The sequence below is a fragment of the Mastigocoleus sp. MO_188.B34 genome (assembly GCF_030065675.1).
GTDB lineage: Bacteria > Cyanobacteriota > Cyanobacteriia > Cyanobacteriales > Nostocaceae > Mastigocoleus.
On sequence record NZ_JASJDK010000001.1, the window covers coordinates 23,327 to 39,482 of the forward strand.

Consider the following 16,156-nt stretch of genomic DNA (forward strand, 5'->3'; position numbering starts at 1 on the left):
TGTGACAACAAGCAGTCAGGATTACTTTAAGTTAATAAATAAAAAAGTAACCAGTGAAAGTGACCAGTGAAAAATGACTAGCGAGCGACCAGATTGGGTAAGATTGCATAAAGCTTTGGCTATTGAAGCTGAAAAAGGTTTTGTAGACTTGATGGGAAGACAATACCGTTTCAGTGAGTTTCTCAGTTTAACCTTTGGAAAATTTCCAATTGGTTTACCAAGTTCAGAGCGGATTCAATGGCAGAATAAAGCTACTCTATTTGCAAATTATCCAAATTTGGCGCAGGGGGATAGACAGCACTTAGTTGCTCAAACCCGCAGATATTTACAGCAATTGCAACAAACTGTTGAGAAAAAACAAAATCAACGGCTGCAAGTTAAAACTCACAAAGCTGCTGAGAACGGGAATTCTTACTCTTCTCCTTCTAATCCTGGAGTTTCCATTCCCAAAACTAAATCAACTATTCCCTCTGAAGTTTCTCGACATTTAGCGCCTAAGTTAGAACAACAACTTAAAGATTTGGCAGAAATTGGTTATCGACGGGCGAAGAAACTTGAGAGTTTGGGTTTGTATACTGTCCGCGATCTACTGTATTACTATCCTCGCGATCACATTGATTATGCGCGACAGGTAAATATTATTGAATTACAGGCTGGGGAAACAGTTACCTTGGTTGCAACGGTTAAACGTTGTAACTGTTTTACTAGTCCCCGTAATCAAAATTTGAGTATCCTGGAACTGCAATTAAAAGATAAAACTGGCATACTCAAAATTAACCGCTTTTTTGCTGGTAGACGTTTCAGTAGTAGAGCTTGGCAAGAAAGTGTGAAGCGTCGCTATCCAGTTGGTTCAACTTTAGCAGCTTGTGGGTTAGTCAAAGAAGGGAAGTATGGATTAACTTTGGATGACCCAGAGTTAGAAGTATTGGCTAGTCCTGGAGATGCTATTGAATCTTTGACTATTGGCAGGGTAGTTCCAATTTATACTTTAACTGAGGGCATTGTAGCAAATATGGTGCGTCAGGCTGTGATTGCTGCTTTACCCGCTACAGCTTTTCTTAAAGACCCCCTACCCAGTGGTTTGCGCAAAAAGTATCAGTTACTCGAACTTAAAGATGCGATCGCAAATATTCACTTCCCCAGCGATAGCATGACTTTGCAAGCAGCGCGAAGAAGGTTGGTATTTGATGAATTTTTCTACTTACAACTAGGTTTACTGCAACGTCAGCAACAGGCGAAGAAAATTCAGACTAGCGCCCAATTTAGTCCTAGGGGTAAATTAATCGAAAAATTCTACGAAATTTTACCTTTTCAACTCACCGGCGCTCAACACAGAGTTGTTAATGATATTCTTAGTGATTTGCAAAAATCTGCGCCAATGAATCGTTTAGTGCAGGGCGATGTTGGTTCGGGAAAAACTGTAGTGGCGACGATCGCCATCATAGCTGCAATTCAATCTGGGTATCAAGCTGCATTAATGGCTCCTACGGAGGTTTTAGCAGAACAGCATTATCGTAAGCTAGTTGGTTGGTTTAATTTATTGCATTTACCAGTTGAGTTGCTGACTGGTTCGACGAAAACAGCAAAACGGCGAGAAATTCATGCTCAATTGGAAACTGGGGAATTACCTTTATTAGTAGGTACCCATGCTTTGATTCAAGATCCAGTTAATTTTCAAAGGTTGGGTTTAATTGCGATCGATGAACAGCATCGTTTCGGCGTGAAACAACGGGCTTTATTACAACAAAAGGGCGAGCAACCCCATGTCTTAACAATGACAGCGACACCAATTCCCCGTACTTTAGCCCTGACCTTACATGGGGATTTAGATGTTAGTCAAATTGATGAGTTACCACCAGGAAGACAAAAAATTCAAACCACTGCTCTTGCAGGTAATCAACGTTCCCATGCTTACGATTTGATTCGTCGCGAAATCGTCCAAGGGAGACAGGTTTATATAGTATTACCCTTGGTAGAAGAATCGGAAAAACTTGACTTGCGTTCAGCAGTGGAAGAATATAAAAAGCTGCAAGAAACTATATTTCCCGAATTTCAGGTAGGTTTACTCCACGGACGGATGACCTCCGCAGATAAGGATGGAGCTATAACCCAATTTCGCGATCGCCAAACCCAAATTTTAGTATCTACAACAGTAGTAGAGGTAGGTGTTGATGTCCCTAATGCGACTGTGATGCTAATTGAAAATGCTGAAAGATTTGGTTTGTCACAGTTGCATCAGTTACGGGGACGGGTTGGTCGGGGTGCGGCAAAATCCTATTGTTTGTTAATGAGTAGTTCCCGCAGCGCGGATGCTCAACAAAGATTGAAAGTCTTGGAACAGTCCCAGGATGGTTTTTTTATCTCAGAAATGGATATGCGGTTTCGCGGACCTGGAGAAGTTTTAGGAACCCGTCAGTCGGGATTACCAGATTTTACCTTGGCTAGTTTAGTAGAAGATGAAGAGGTATTAATTTTAGCTCGACAAGCTGCAGAAAAGGTAATAGAAATAGACGTTACCTTAGAACGTTGGTATTTGATGCGGGAAGAACTCAAGTATCGATATAACCGTTTAATGGGTGGAGCGATATTGACCTAAAAATATTCTTTTAGTTGAATATCATGTTTGTTTTAAAACTTATATTATCTCTAAATTTTTTGAATCTGTTCCCTGTTTCCTGTTCCCTTTCATAAACCAAATTTAGCAACCTAAAGGGAAATTGGAATTAATTAAATAATAGCTACTGGTAAAGTATCCTTGTACCAATTCTTGGGTAAACCTGCATCTCTACCAGCTTTTTTGATAATCGTCATAATTCGCTTCATGTCTCCTACGCTATGACGATGACAACCATTAGAACCATTTCCAGCCATTAAATTTCCCTTCCGTCCATGAAACCCAAGTTTCACAGGATAACCATTTTTATCTGTTTGGTTTGGTGGAGAGTAAAAATTTGCATAAGCAGGTTTAAAACTAGGGCTACTATCCGGCACAATATAATCGATTGTGTACATTCCTTCCGGAGCGTACCATTGACTGTAACGAGCTCCCACTGCTCGAAATTTTTCCCGATTAATTTTACCGTTCTGACTTTTGTAAATGATGGTGGTTGTGAGTTGTGGTGAAGTTTTACCAATCTTAGTTCTATTAATCTCAGTTCCACCAATCTCGGTTCCGCCAATCTCAGTTCCACCAATTTCAAAAATAATCATTACAGGGGATGTGATATTTGTATCAGGGTTGTAACCAAAGGTATTTAGACATGCTTGGGTACTTTCAATATCTCCTTTTTGAGGTAATTGATTAATTAATCCGTTCAGACATTTATTATTTTCTTCAGTAATACTTGGATTGGAGTAAATATTTGCATCGCCATTAAAATTATTTATGTCATAAGTATATATTTGCGCTGCATGTGATTTCTGATTTTCCCCAAAAACACTATTTAATATGAGAATAATTAAGGTCAATCCAATATTCAAGGAAAATTTTGGTACTTTATTCCAATTAGAAAACATTTTTATAATAGCCAAATAAATATAATGTTTGAGAGAAAATACATGTGAAAAAATAATTAAAAACTACTTATTAGTAAGAGAAACCTTAGCGGGAGAAGTGTCTTTCCCAACCTTCACTAAAAGACAAAGAAAAATCACTTTTTTGTGGTTCTGATATTGGTTTAATTAACCTTAGATTACTGCGATAAACCTTATAAATAGCCGCATTACATGAGGTTTGTGAATCTATCAGTTTTTCTTCACTTTCTTCATTTTTAAGCAAAGTTGAAGGATGTTTTCCGATTTTGAGAATCATAATTTTATATTCTCCTCCCTCATAATCAGTTAGTTTAGATTGCCAAGGTTGTTTATATTCATTTCGCCACAGGGAAAGACTATTTCCTACAACAGTTATTCCTGCAGGAGTTTGTAGGGTTGTTCCATCATCTAAAAATGTTGTCAATATAGGGTTTCGAACAATACAGCCATTTTGACGAGTCAAGTTAAAAGTTCCAGGAATAACTTCTCGTTTAATTACTTTTGCAGAGGAATCATCTCTATTGAGCAATACTGAGACACTCTGAGATGAAGTTAATGATGTTTCTGCAAAGGCTTGAGGAGCCAGGACATTTACAAAGCCAAGGGCTAAAAGCATAGTGATCGCGACCCTATTGCACATGGTGCAAAACCTAAAATCTAAAATAAATTTCATTGCTAATGTTTGGGAAAGATTAAATTTACAGGAGTAATCAAGAACAAAGCATGAAGGATGAAGTGTAATATCGGAAATTAATATCGGAAATTAATATTGAGAATTTTTCATCCTTCATGAGGAGAATCGAGAAGTACGACTCTCTTCATCGGAACTATAGACGAGCATAATTTTATCTTTTGTTCGATCCAATCCACTCGTATTAGTTCTTTGTTGAAGTTAGTTACAACCCCTTGCTGTACAAACGCGAGAACGGCGAGGTTGTTTAATAACGTAACGTCTAATTTGTACTTTTGAAGGAGTGCTTGTTTTGCGAACAATAGGATAATGGGGAGCGCAATTTGCGATCGCATAAGCTTGAGCCTCTTGATAAGATACTACACCCCTGTTCAGACGTTGTTGGAAGATTTCTTGATTATCAACAACTTTCATCGCTGTGATAAATGCAGTATCCATCTTCTTTTGAACACCTTCGCGACTTTCGATAGTGTCCATACTAGTGCTGGAAACATCTAAAGCAAAACCTAAACCTCCAGCAGCAATACGTCTTGGTTTGAGAGCAAAACCTTGACGATAATTAACACTAGCTCCACAAGCTGAACGATATTGGAAGGAAAAAGCTTCAGAACCCGTTCCTGGGGCTTGGTCGCCGAAATGTACACTATTGTACTTGTCTCCATCTACTTTCACTCTTGTAGAAGGTGAAACAGAGGTTGAACCAGTTGTTACAGATTGTTGGCTTTGTTGACCTCCAACTGTAGCACTACCACCTTGGCTAATGTTGGAATTGGTGTTGGTGTTGCTACTATTTCCACTGTTATTAACTCTTGCACTGGAGTTACTTGAACTGCGGGAATTAGAACTGCTACGAGATTTAGAAATACTGTTGGAGTTAGAACTGCTATGAGAGTTAGAACTAGATTTCACAGGAGTAACAACAGTCGTTTTATTGATATTCTGGTGAGGTTGATGGGGCTTGTGATGAGGTTTTGGATGATGAGGCTTCTTATGATGAGGTTTCTTATGATGAGGTTTAGGATGTTTCCAATTTTTATTTGCATATAGAACACCCTCTGAAGCAATTTCCTGAGCATTGATTTCTTGGTTTAGAGTTCTTGCAAAAGCGGGAAATACAGGAAGGATGATACCGGTAGAAATGGTAATTAAACTTATCAATGCAACTTTCTTACAAAGCATAATATTCTCCTAATTATTAAGAAATTAAAAATAGTTAAACGTTCAAAAAATTCATTTTTATTGACGCAAGTAAAAATAACATCAACTTTTATTGATACGAATGCTTGCAGGAATTTTAATACAACAGCATTTGATGTCTTATAGGATTAAACCTAATGATTTAAGCAATAAAGCTAAAGGATAAAACTAAAGCTTGTTTGCTGATTTTTACTGATGAGATTTCTGGAGAGAAGTAATATTCTTTCTTCAAAGCTCTCTAACTATATATCCAAGTGAAATTTTACCTATTCCGGAAATGAATAATCACATACATTTTTATTTGTCAACCGTAAACATGTATATTTACATTTAATATATGGTAGAAAATTTTTAACCTATGCATTTGGTTTTGTGGTTGTGGGTCCGGCAGACAACATGTCTTTATAGAACAATACAGTTCAGTTAAGACTTTTTTAAACAATTAACCCTGTAGAGACGCGACAGAGCCTGCGGCGTCGGCGTTAGCCTCTGTCGCATCTCTACGAATAAATTTAGGCTTATCTGAACCGTATTGCTTTATAGAAAAGTAAAGGAGTTATTGGAATAAATCTAATACAGCTTCCTATAGGTTTGTGTAGTGAGAAATTAATATGTGTAGATAAATACCAGTTTTTGCAAAGAACGACTTTACAATACCTATAAGAGAATTAGTTACACTTTTTCTTTCTTTGAACGCATGGTTAAAAAAATCCTGCTTTTATCAGCAAATCCTACAGATACATCCAAGCTACGCTTGGATCTAGAAGTGCGCGAAATCCAAGCAGGTTTAGAGCGTTCTAAGCGTCGAGAGGAATTTGAAATTATCTCCAAATGGGCGGTACGAGTCGATGATTTGCGTCGTGCGTTGTTGGATCACGATCCAGAAATTGTACATTTCTCAGGACATGGTGACGGTAGTCAGGGTTTAGTTCTAGAGAATAATTCTGGACAAATGCAATCGGTAAGTGCAGAAGCTTTGGCGAGATTGTTTAAATTGTTTCCTAAGGTTGAGTGTGTAGTACTCAATGCATGTTATTCAGAGATGCAAGCCGAAGCAATTTACCAACACATTAATTATGTGATTGGGATGAATACAGCAATTGGCGATAATGCTGCAATTAAGTTTGCCGTGGGATTTTATGATGCTTTAGGAGCAGGTAGAAGTATTGAAGATGGATTTGAGTTTGGTTGTGCGTCACTTGATTTAGAAAAGATTCCCGAATCTTCTACTCCAGTCTTAAAAAGTAAAAATATAAAAAATAAAAACGTAACTTTTAAAGAGAGTACAGGTAAACGTATTTTCATTAGCTACAAACGGGATGTAAACCCAGATGAGCCTGTTGCGCTACAAATATTACAAGCACTGTCATCACAACATCAAGTTTTCATTGACCAGAATATCTCTGTAGGTACACCCTGGGCTGAAATGATTGAAGCAGAAATTCGCCAAGCTGATTTCCTGATTGTCTTGCTTAGCGAACATTCAGTCCACAGTGAGATGGTGGAAACGGAAATCCGCATGGCGCAGCGATTTGCTCAAGAGCAGTCAAGGAAACCTGCTATCCTCCCAGTGCGGTTAGCATACCGTCAGCCATTTCAATATCCTCTAAGTGCTTATTTGAATCGTATTAACTGGGCGTATTGGAATGATGAGCAGGATACAGCAGATTTAATAGCACAGTTAAAGCAAGCTATTTATAGTAATGATTTAAGTCTTCCCAGAAAAAATCAAGTCGATTTATTGACATTAGATAAATCATCTGATTTACCACGTCCTTTTCCTTCTGCACAGCCAGGAGCATTGGAGATTCCAGAAGGAACAATGAAACTCAAGTCTGCTTTTTATATAGAACGACGGGCTGACAATATTGCCCTGAGTACTATTGCTCAGGAGGGTGTAACAATCTCGATAAAGGGACCACGTCAAGTAGGTAAAAGTTCTTTATTAAATCGGATCTTAAAAGCAGCAAGAGAAAATAGTAAACGGGTACTATTTTTGGATTTTCAACTTTTAGGTAAAGCCGACCTCGCTTCAGATGAAATTTTTCTACGTCGGTTTTGTTCTTGGATAAGTGAAGAACTAGATATAGAAGACCGAGTAGATGAATATTGGCGCAAAAAGATTAGTCATATCCAGCGTTGTACCCGCTACATCAGTCGTTACATATTAAAGGAATTGAATAGCCCATTGGTGTTAGCAATGGATGAAGTGGATAAGGTATTTGATACACCTTTTCGAAATGACTTTTTTGGTATGCTGCGCAATTGGCACAATTTGACACTTACCAAATAGACGGATTGATCTCAGCAATGGAGGCTGGGCAAGGTTTACAACAGCTTGTCGGCAAAGGTCGTTCTGTAGAAAATTATCCAGTTTCCAGTCCTTTTAAAGCTTTAAAGGAAATTTTATACGATATCAAGGAGCGCAATCGACTCAAAGGCCATACATCTGCTGTCGTAAGCGCCAGATTTAGCTCAGATGGGAAACGCATTCTCACTGCTTCAAGAGACAATACAGCCCAGATTTGGGATAGTGAGGGCAACCAATTAGCTGTTCTCAAAGGCCACACAGAACGTGTCAATAGCGCTAGATTTAGCTCAGATGGTAAACTAATTATCACTGCTTCACAAGACAATACAGCCCGTATTTGGGATAGTTCGGGCAATCAATTAGCTGTTCTCAAAGGCCATACAGACAGTGCCAATAGCGCTATATTTAGCTCAGGTGGTAAACTAATTATCACTGCTTCACAGGACAAAACAGCACGGATTTGGGATAGTTCGGGTAATCAATTAGCTGTTCTTAAAGGCCATACAGACAGTGTCAATAGGGCTAGATTTAGCTCAGATGGCAAACTAATTCTCACCGCTTCACAGGACAAAACAGCACGGATTTGGGATAGTTCGGGCAATCAATTAGCTGTTCTCAAAGGCCATACAGAACGTGTGGTAAGCGCCAGATTTAGCACTGATGGTAAACGAATTCTTACTGCTTCATATGATGGTACTGCCAGGGTTTGGGATATCTCTGGTCGGGAATTAGCTGTTTTCAAAGGACACACATCCGGTGTTATTAGTGCCATATTTAGTGCTAATGGTAAACGTATTATAACTGCTTCTGACGACGGGAGTAGTAGAATTTGGAACATCTCTGGTGAAGAATTAGCTATTCTCAAAGGTCATACAGAGCGTATTATCAGTGCTACATTTAGCCCCGACGGCAAACGTATTCTCACTGCTTCCTGGAACAAAACTGCCCGAATTTGGGATAACTCTGGCAAGGAATTAGCTGTTCTCAAAGGTCATACAGAACGTTTGGTAAGCGCCATATTTAGCACTGATGGCAAACGTATTCTCACTGCATCCTGGGACAATACCGCCAGTGTTTGGGATAACTCTGGCAAGGAATTAGCTGTTCTCAAAGGCCATACAGAACGTGTGGTAAGCGCCAGATTTAGCTCAGATGGCAAACGCATTCTCACTGCATCCTGGGACAATACCGCCCGTGTTTGAGATAAATCTGGCAAGGAATTAGCTGTTCTCAAAGGTCATGCAGACCATGTGGTAAGCGCCAGATTTAGCTCAGATGGCAAAAGCATTCTCACTGCATCAGAGGATAATACAGCCCGAATTTGGCGTATCTCTGGTCAGGAATTAGCTATTCTCAAAGGTCATACAGAACGTGTCAAAAGTGCCAGATTTAGCACCGATGGGAAACGCATTCTAACCGCATCCTCGGACAATACCGCCCGGTTATGGAATAGCTCTGGTACAGAATTAGCTGTTTTTAAAGGACATAAAAAGAGTGTCATTAGTGCCAGTTTTAGCCCTGACGGTAAACGTATTCTCAGCGCTTCCTGGGATAATACAGTCCGGTTATGGGATATTTCTGGCAAGGAATTAGCTGTTCTTAAAGGACATACAAAGGGTGTCTACAATGCCAGATTTAGCCCTAACAGCAAATATATTCTTACTAATTCTGAAGATGGAACTTCTATGATTTGGGATAGTTCTGGCAAGAAATTAGCTGTTCTCGAAGGGCATACATCCCGTGTCTACAGTGCCAGATTTAGCCCCGACAGCAAACGTATTCTTACTGCTTCCTGGGATAATACTGTCCGGGTTTGGGATATCTCTGGCAAGGAGTTAGTTGTTCTTAAAGGGCATCCATCCCGTGTCTACAGTGCCAGATTTAGCTCAGATGGAAAACGCATTCTCACCGCTTCACATGACAATACCGCCCGGATTTGGCGGATGGAAGAGTTAGATGATTTACTGGCGAGGGGTTGTGAGTGGTTGAATGATTATTTGGTAATTAATCCTAAGGATCTGCAAAAACTAGAGGTATGTCAAAATAAATATAATCGCAAAGCAGCAGCACCATTTTTGGTAAAAGCCGGAGAAAAGGAAGCCAAAGCTGGTAATTTTAAAGAAGCAATTGTTACTTTTAAGACGGCTTTAAAATGGAATCAAGACTTAAAGTTTGACCCCCAGAAGAAAGCACAATTGTTTGAGAATAAAGGTAAAGCAGAACAGTTGGTTAGTGAAGGCGGTAGTCTTGTTAGAGAAAAGAAGATAAAAGAAGCGAACGGCACGCGCATCAAAGATGCGATCACAGCTTACAAGCAAGCGCAAAAGCTCGATACCAAAGTAGAAATTGATGCTGATACTTGGAATCAACTTTGTAGACAAGGTAGTTTAAATGGATCTGCCAAAGAGGTGATGTTTGCCTGTGAAAATGCCGTTAAACTTGCCCAAAATCATGGTTATATTCGCGATAGTAGGGGTTTAGCTCGAGCGTTAACGGGGGATTATAAAGGAGCTATCCCCGATTTTAAGATATTAATCGCTCAGACTAATAACAAAGAAAATAAAGCACAACGTCAGGGGTGGGTAAAAGCCTTGCGAGAAGGTAAGAATCCATTTACTAGGGAAGTATTGGAGAAGTTGCGGAATGAAGGATGAAAATTTACAGCATTTGTACTTGTATTGACAATTATATGAACAATAATTCTGATTTGAGCGCTCCACAATGGGAAGTCAAAAATAAATCGGGGATTTATGAGATAACTTTCAATTACGCCATAACGCACCGTCGCCATTAAGAGTAATATACGAACGAGCATTAAGATATAAGATTTAAGGAATTAATTAATCTTTTAACCAAAATACGTAGTGCTATCGTTTCCCGGTCGATCGCTTTATGTTTCTCAAAACTCTTCACCTCAAACAGTTTCGTAATTATCAAGAGCAACGAGTAGATTTTGTTGCTCCCAAAACCATACTCTTGGGTAATAACGCTCAGGGAAAATCCAATTTACTCGAAGCTGTAGAGCTATTAGCAACTTTGAGAACTCACAGGATCGCCCGCGATCGCGATTTAGTTCGTGATGGGGAAAATATTTCTTTGATTTTGGCTACACTACAAAGAGAAGCGGGTATCAGCGACTTAAAATTAACTTTGCGGCGTAACGGACGGCGAACCGTTAATCTCAACAGTGAAAACCTTCGCCGTCAGATGGATTTCCTTGGGGTTCTCAATGCAGTTGAATTTTCCAGTTTAGACTTAGAATTAGTTAGGGGAGGACCCGACGGACGACGTAACTGGTTAAATACCCTTCTAATTCAGCTAGAACCAGTTTATGCCCACATTTTGCAGCAATACAATAAAGTTTTGCGACAGCGCAATGCACTTTTAAAGAGTTATCAGCAATCCGAATTAAAGGTTCCCCCCAAAGAACTAGCTGTATGGGATGCGCAACTTGTTAGTGCTGGAACAAAAGTAATCCGAAGGCGCGATCGCGCCCTGCAACGACTAACTCCCATTGCTAGTAATTGGCACGCTAGCATCAGTAATTCTACAGAAGTATTACAAATTAAATATTTGCCGAGTATTCCCTTAGAAGAAAACGAACCAGAACAGGTACAGCAAGCATTTTTCGCCAAAATTGAACAACGGAGTGTAGCTGAGTTACATCAGGGTACAACCTTAGTTGGACCCCATAGAGACGAAGTAGAATTGACAATCAATCAAACAGCAGCCCGTCAGTATGGTTCTCAGGGTCAGCAACGAACTTTGGTATTAGCCCTAAAATTAGCTGAATTACAGTTAATTGAAGAAGTTGTTGGAGAACCACCATTATTACTGTTAGATGATGTTTTAGCAGAGTTGGATCCTTCTCGGCAAAATCAATTATTAGATGCAATTCAAGATCGGTTTCAAACTTTAATCACTACTACCCATTTGGGTTCATTTGATTCTCAATGGCTCAAGTCATCCCAAATTTTACATGTCAAAGCTGGCGAAATCTTTCCTGGATAGGGTTAGCTTTGTCAAAAATTCTACTTGTAGCTAAGATTGGCTAAGTAGAAGTTTGGAGAGGAATAATTTAAAAAATTAGTAACTATCAAAGTAAATTGCTAGTTAAAAAGCCGTTGAATTTTGTTCGCGGACTATACCTGTCTGACCTGGTTATTGTTTAACCTGTGATTATTTCACTTGTAATACCAATTTAAAGATTACACATTTTTCGTTCGGTCAACAAATAAGAATTTATATAAATTGTGCAATGTCTCACAATAATGATTTAGTAGAAAAAGAAGAGATCTCATATCTGGGTGCATCTTTGCAAGAAATTGAGCCAGGAATTCTCAAAAAAGGCTATAAAAAAGGAGCCACAAGGGTTTGGTATCAAGGAGAAGAGCCATACTTTGATGTTTTTTGCGAACTCATTAATGATGAAATTGTCTGGTTTCAATTTACGTTGCGTGGTAAATCTGTATCTTGGGATAAAGATAGATCTGGATGGCAAACTGGTAATACTGACGAATTAAAAATCAACGATGTCAGTTTTTATGCAGCTAGTAAGACGATTGATAATGACAGTGCAATTGATTGGGAATTGATCAATTTAGTAAAATTAATTCTGACAACTAGAACTGACCAAGCTGTTTTTGTTAAAGTACTAGCACTTTTTAATTCTTGAAAAGTAGAAAATAGGGGAGATTAAAGGTTAAAATTCATAGGCGATCACTTAAAATTTTATAGCTATGGTCAGGTTATAGTTATTCAATTGAAACTTTAAACTACAGCACGATACAACCATAGTTTTATTAGATATTTATCGGTCTAAAGCAAAGTTGTAAATATGCTCATAAATATTATTTTTATGGGTATTTTTGCTGGTAATTAGGTTTCACTAATTGTCAAGATACTCCCTCCTGGGCGCTAACAAAACTAAAATAATTGATAACTTACAAGTAATAAATCAAGTAATAAATCAACGACCCAAGTGGACAAACTCTACTGGCTTGACCGAATTCAACTGCAAGATCGCACCAAGGTTGGTGAAAAAGCATTTAAGTTAAGCACTATCAAACAGCTTGGCTATCCCGTAGTTCCGGGTTTTGTGCTTGGGGCTGAAGTAATGCAAGAATTTCTCGAATCTCTCAACGCTTCAGGAGCTTTGATTGCTGATTTACCCCATTCTTCTTTACACTTGGATGCTGACAATTGGCGTCAGCTACAACAGGTTGCAAAGAACTTGCGCCAAGAAATTATCAATGCCACAGTTTCACCAGAATGGGTTAAAAATATTATCAGTGCTACTCAAGAATGGGAAAGCAAATATTTAGTATTTCGTCCTTCTATTGCGTTACCCTACGCAAGCAACCTGGGACTTGAAAATATATCAAGCGTGTTAGAAACTCAGTTTTGCTGCAATGAGTTTGAAGGAATTTCCTCAGCACTAAAACGGGTTTGGAGTCAGTTATTTCGTGCTAAAAGCTTATTTTACTGGCAACGAATTGGAATTGATCTACAACAAGTAAATTTTGCAGTATTAGTACAACCGATCAAAAGTGCGATCGCCAGTGGTATACTTAATTCCTACCATTGGGGATGGGAAATTGAAGCAACTTATGGGTTAGGAATTGGTATTACTCTTGGTGACATCCTGCCAGACTTTTATTCCATCGAAGGAGAAACGCTCAACATTCAAAGGCAACAGCTTGGGAATAAAATTTTAGCTTACCGCATTGGGGACAACCAATCTACAGAAAACTCTCCAGCAATAGCAACTTCTTCGACCGTATTAAATAATAACTGTCTTCTCCCCTACATTTTAGAAGAAATCAAACAACAACAATATGCTTTATCACCACAATATTTACATCAATTGAATCAAATTGCTGGTCAACTAATTGATGAATTTGGCAGTAATTTTAGTTTTAACTGGACTATATTCCCAGAAACTCCCATCGGTAGAATTTACCTTACAAAAGTAAATAACCCCTTATCTAGCATTAATAGATTGAATAAGATTAGGGGATTAGCAGCATCCACAGGTAAGGTTAAAGCCACTACATTTATCATAAATAATTCAGATCCGCGACCAGAATTATTACCCCAAGGGGTAATTTTAATTGCTCCCAATATTACTCCCGACTGGTTACCTATTTTACGGAATGTTGCTGGTATCGTTGCAGAAAGGGGAGGTTTAACTAGCCATGCAGCGATTTTAGCTAGAGAGTTAGGGATTCCAGCAGTTGTTAATGTTCCAGAAGTTACAAGTATTTTTGAACAAGGCGAAACAATATTAATTGATGGGGATAATGGAGAAATTTATCGTTTGAGTGCAGATACGGAACAAACACTGGATAATGGCAAAAACCATCAATTCTCGCTGAATACAAAATTAGCAAGCAACCAAAATCAGCCAGGAAATTTATCGACTGCGGTAGCTGTATCTATGCAGCATAATTCTGTAACAAATGACCGAAACCTATTACTCCCACAAGATTTACCCAGATCTAGTTCTCCTAATTTAGAAGAATCTATTGTTGCGACTCAACTATTAGTTAATCTCAGTCAATCCCATCTCATCGAAGAGGTAAAAAATCTTGCTATTGACGGTGTTGGATTGATCCGTTCAGAATTAATGGTGTTAAAAATATTAGAAGGACAACACCCCCGTAATTGGTTGCGTTCTGGTCGTAGAGAGCAGTTATTGGAGTCTTGGTGTCAGGAAATTCTACAATTTGTGGGTAATTTTAATCCCAGACCAGTTTTTTATCGTTCTTTAGATTGGCGATCGCACGAATTACCATCTCTTCATCATCACTCTCAATCTTCTTCACAATCAATTTTGGGAGAAAGAGGAACCTTAAGTTACTTACAAAATCCAGAATTATTTGAATTAGAACTAGAAGCTTTAGCTAATATTCAAAAATCCGGTTATAGCAATGTCAATCTAATATTACCTTTTGTTCGTACAGTTGAGGAGTTTTCTTTTTGTCTTCACAAAGTAGAAGAAGCAGGTTTAACTCAAACGCAAAAGTTTCAATTATGGATTATGGCAGAAGTTCCTAGTGTATTATTCCTATTACCCGAGTACATTAAAGCAGGAGTCCAGGGAATTTCAATTGGTACAAATGACCTGACACAATTACTCTTAGGGGTAGACAGAGAACAAGGACAGCTAGCAGCAATATTTGACGAACGACATCCTGTGGTGATGACTGCTATTTCTCAATTAATTCAAATGGCGAAAGAAGGGGGAATTCCTTGTTCTATTTGCGGTCAAGCACCAGCACTTTATCCCGAAGTAATTGACAAATTAGTAGAATGGGGAATTACTTCAATTTCTGTAGAGCCAGAAGCATTAAAGCGTACTCATAGCGCAATCGCTCGCGCTGAAAAGCGCCTAATTTTAGAAGCTGCTCGAACCAGAAAAAATTGAAAATATTTGATGAACAACAAACGAGCAATTACCAATTACCAATTACCCATTACCAATTACCAATTACCAATTACCAATTACCAATTACCCATTAGAATTCATACGTTGTGACGGAACAGATACTTGATTTTTCCCTTGGTTTGTAATCCCTAAAGTAACTCGCTTCATTATCCAGTACAAACCCCAAAGAACTATAAAGGTAATACCCATAATTACTATTGGTTGTTTACCTAGAGTATCTGCGATTGTTTGAGTTAATAATTCATCTGGTTTGGTAATTAAATCCCAAGTATTAAAACGTAAAAATCTTCCGAGATAAATACCAACTGCACATAGGAGATGAGTAGTGATTTCCATTGCGAAAATCCATTTACTCTTACCAATTTGATGTAAGTAGTAACCAAGATTTATTAGGGATAAAACATAAGCTTCAAATCCACCTAGAATTACGACAATATAAGTGGGAATCAGAACTAAAGTTATCATCCAAACAGATTGGATTGTCCGGATGTCATCAATTAAGTGAATAATATCAGTTAATAAATAAGGTGCGTTAGGTAAAAAAGCATAGAAAACTAAAAATCCTGACCACCACTTCAAGCGGGAACCCAATCGACCGGGAAACAATGCTAACCCAATAGCAATTAACATTGCACTTGAAAGCCATACCAGTTGAATTAGCTCTACATTACTTTGAAAACCAAGTACCTTTTGGAAAATTTTTGGGATACTCGGTAAAAAACCCAAAACCATTAAACCACTCAACCACCACAACCAAGTGTATACTTGGCGCTTGCGAAACAATATCACACTTAAAGCCAATGGAATAAAAGCCAAAAATAAATTCCAAGTCATCCAACTCATATTGATTCGCAAAACTTGGACAACTCTGTCTGTGAGGTCAACTAGTTCTGGTTTCATAGGTGCTTCAACTGAAGACGTGTAAACTAATACGATTTGCTTTCTTCTAAACTAGCTAATTAATCAAAAAAAT

At 38.4% G+C, this 16,156-nt stretch carries 11 protein-coding genes and 1 pseudogene; 9 read left to right on the forward strand and 3 right to left on the reverse strand.

What is annotated here, in order from left to right; all coding sequences use genetic code 11:
- Positions 1 to 73: 73 nt before the first annotated feature.
- Positions 74 to 2,596 (forward strand): ATP-dependent DNA helicase RecG, encoded by a 2,523-nt coding sequence (gene recG / locus QNJ50_RS00100; protein ID WP_300630748.1) that lies wholly within the window; start codon positions 74 to 76, stop codon positions 2,594 to 2,596.
- Between the two features lie 548 nt (positions 2,597 to 3,144).
- Positions 3,145 to 3,258 carry a hypothetical protein gene (locus QNJ50_RS28515; protein WP_366914198.1) on the forward strand — a complete coding sequence of 38 codons (114 nt, stop codon included), beginning with the start codon at positions 3,145 to 3,147 and terminating at the stop codon, positions 3,256 to 3,258.
- A gap of 343 nt (positions 3,259 to 3,601) precedes the next feature.
- Here the strand turns inward: QNJ50_RS28515 and QNJ50_RS00110 are convergent, their stop codons facing one another.
- Both QNJ50_RS00110 and QNJ50_RS00115 read right to left on the reverse strand, forming a co-directional pair.
- Entirely contained in the window at positions 3,602 to 4,150 is a 549-nt protein-coding gene (locus QNJ50_RS00110; RefSeq protein ID WP_300630754.1) for a hypothetical protein, read from the reverse strand.
- 276 nt (positions 4,151 to 4,426) lie between these two features.
- A complete protein-coding gene (locus tag QNJ50_RS00115; RefSeq protein ID WP_300630757.1) occupies positions 4,427 to 5,404 on the reverse strand; it encodes a hypothetical protein in 978 nt (325 codons plus the stop codon).
- Between the two features lie 715 nt (positions 5,405 to 6,119).
- On the opposite strand from QNJ50_RS00115, the gene QNJ50_RS00120 reads away from it, so the two are divergent.
- The 7 genes and pseudogenes from QNJ50_RS00120 to QNJ50_RS00150 all read left to right on the forward strand — a co-directional run bounded on the left by QNJ50_RS00120 (position 6,120) and on the right by QNJ50_RS00150 (position 15,162).
- Positions 6,120 to 7,715, forward strand: a complete 1,596-nt coding sequence (locus QNJ50_RS00120; RefSeq protein WP_366914196.1) for an AAA-like domain-containing protein — start codon at positions 6,120 to 6,122, stop codon at positions 7,713 to 7,715.
- Positions 7,716 to 7,732: 17 nt separating this feature from the next.
- Positions 7,733 to 8,935: a WD40 repeat domain-containing protein gene (locus QNJ50_RS00125; protein ID WP_300630760.1), complete on the forward strand. Its 1,203-nt coding sequence runs from the start codon at positions 7,733 to 7,735 to the stop codon at positions 8,933 to 8,935.
- A gap of 21 nt (positions 8,936 to 8,956) precedes the next feature.
- Positions 8,957 to 9,046, forward strand: a pseudogene (locus QNJ50_RS28520) (WD40 repeat domain-containing protein); the annotation flags it as partial.
- A gap of 36 nt (positions 9,047 to 9,082) precedes the next feature.
- A complete protein-coding gene (locus QNJ50_RS00135) occupies positions 9,083 to 10,387 on the forward strand; it encodes a hypothetical protein (RefSeq protein ID WP_366914199.1) in 1,305 nt (434 codons plus the stop codon).
- A 238-nt stretch (positions 10,388 to 10,625) separates the two neighbouring features.
- Positions 10,626 to 11,744 carry a DNA replication/repair protein RecF gene (recF, locus tag QNJ50_RS00140; protein ID WP_300630763.1) on the forward strand — a complete coding sequence of 373 codons (1,119 nt, stop codon included), beginning with the start codon at positions 10,626 to 10,628 and terminating at the stop codon, positions 11,742 to 11,744.
- A 247-nt stretch (positions 11,745 to 11,991) separates the two neighbouring features.
- Positions 11,992 to 12,408, forward strand: a complete 417-nt coding sequence (locus tag QNJ50_RS00145; RefSeq protein WP_300630766.1) for a hypothetical protein — start codon at positions 11,992 to 11,994, stop codon at positions 12,406 to 12,408.
- A 306-nt stretch (positions 12,409 to 12,714) separates the two neighbouring features.
- A complete protein-coding gene (locus QNJ50_RS00150; RefSeq protein WP_300630769.1) occupies positions 12,715 to 15,162 on the forward strand; it encodes a putative PEP-binding protein in 2,448 nt (815 codons plus the stop codon).
- A gap of 84 nt (positions 15,163 to 15,246) precedes the next feature.
- Here the strand turns inward: QNJ50_RS00150 and QNJ50_RS00155 are convergent, their stop codons facing one another.
- Positions 15,247 to 16,083, reverse strand: a complete 837-nt coding sequence (locus QNJ50_RS00155; RefSeq protein WP_300630772.1) for a DUF1361 domain-containing protein — start codon at positions 16,081 to 16,083, stop codon at positions 15,247 to 15,249.
- Positions 16,084 to 16,156 lie beyond the last annotated feature (73 nt).

Bases quoted from the DNA above. Each gene is read 5' to 3' on its own strand.
- recG (WP_300630748.1), top strand. From the start codon at position 74: ATGACTAGCGAGCGACCAGATTGGGTAAGATTGCATAAAGCTTTGGCT.
- QNJ50_RS00110 (WP_300630754.1), bottom strand. From the start codon at position 4,150: ATGCTTTTAGCCCTTGGCTTTGTAAATGTCCTGGCTCCTCAAGCCTTT.
- QNJ50_RS00115 (WP_300630757.1), bottom strand. From the start codon at position 5,404: ATGCTTTGTAAGAAAGTTGCATTGATAAGTTTAATTACCATTTCTACC.
- QNJ50_RS00120 (WP_366914196.1), top strand. From the start codon at position 6,120: ATGGTTAAAAAAATCCTGCTTTTATCAGCAAATCCTACAGATACATCC.
- QNJ50_RS00125 (WP_300630760.1), top strand. From the start codon at position 7,733: ATGGAGGCTGGGCAAGGTTTACAACAGCTTGTCGGCAAAGGTCGTTCT.
- recF (WP_300630763.1), top strand. From the start codon at position 10,626: ATGTTTCTCAAAACTCTTCACCTCAAACAGTTTCGTAATTATCAAGAG.
- QNJ50_RS00145 (WP_300630766.1), top strand. From the start codon at position 11,992: ATGTCTCACAATAATGATTTAGTAGAAAAAGAAGAGATCTCATATCTG.
- QNJ50_RS00155 (WP_300630772.1), bottom strand. From the start codon at position 16,083: ATGAAACCAGAACTAGTTGACCTCACAGACAGAGTTGTCCAAGTTTTG.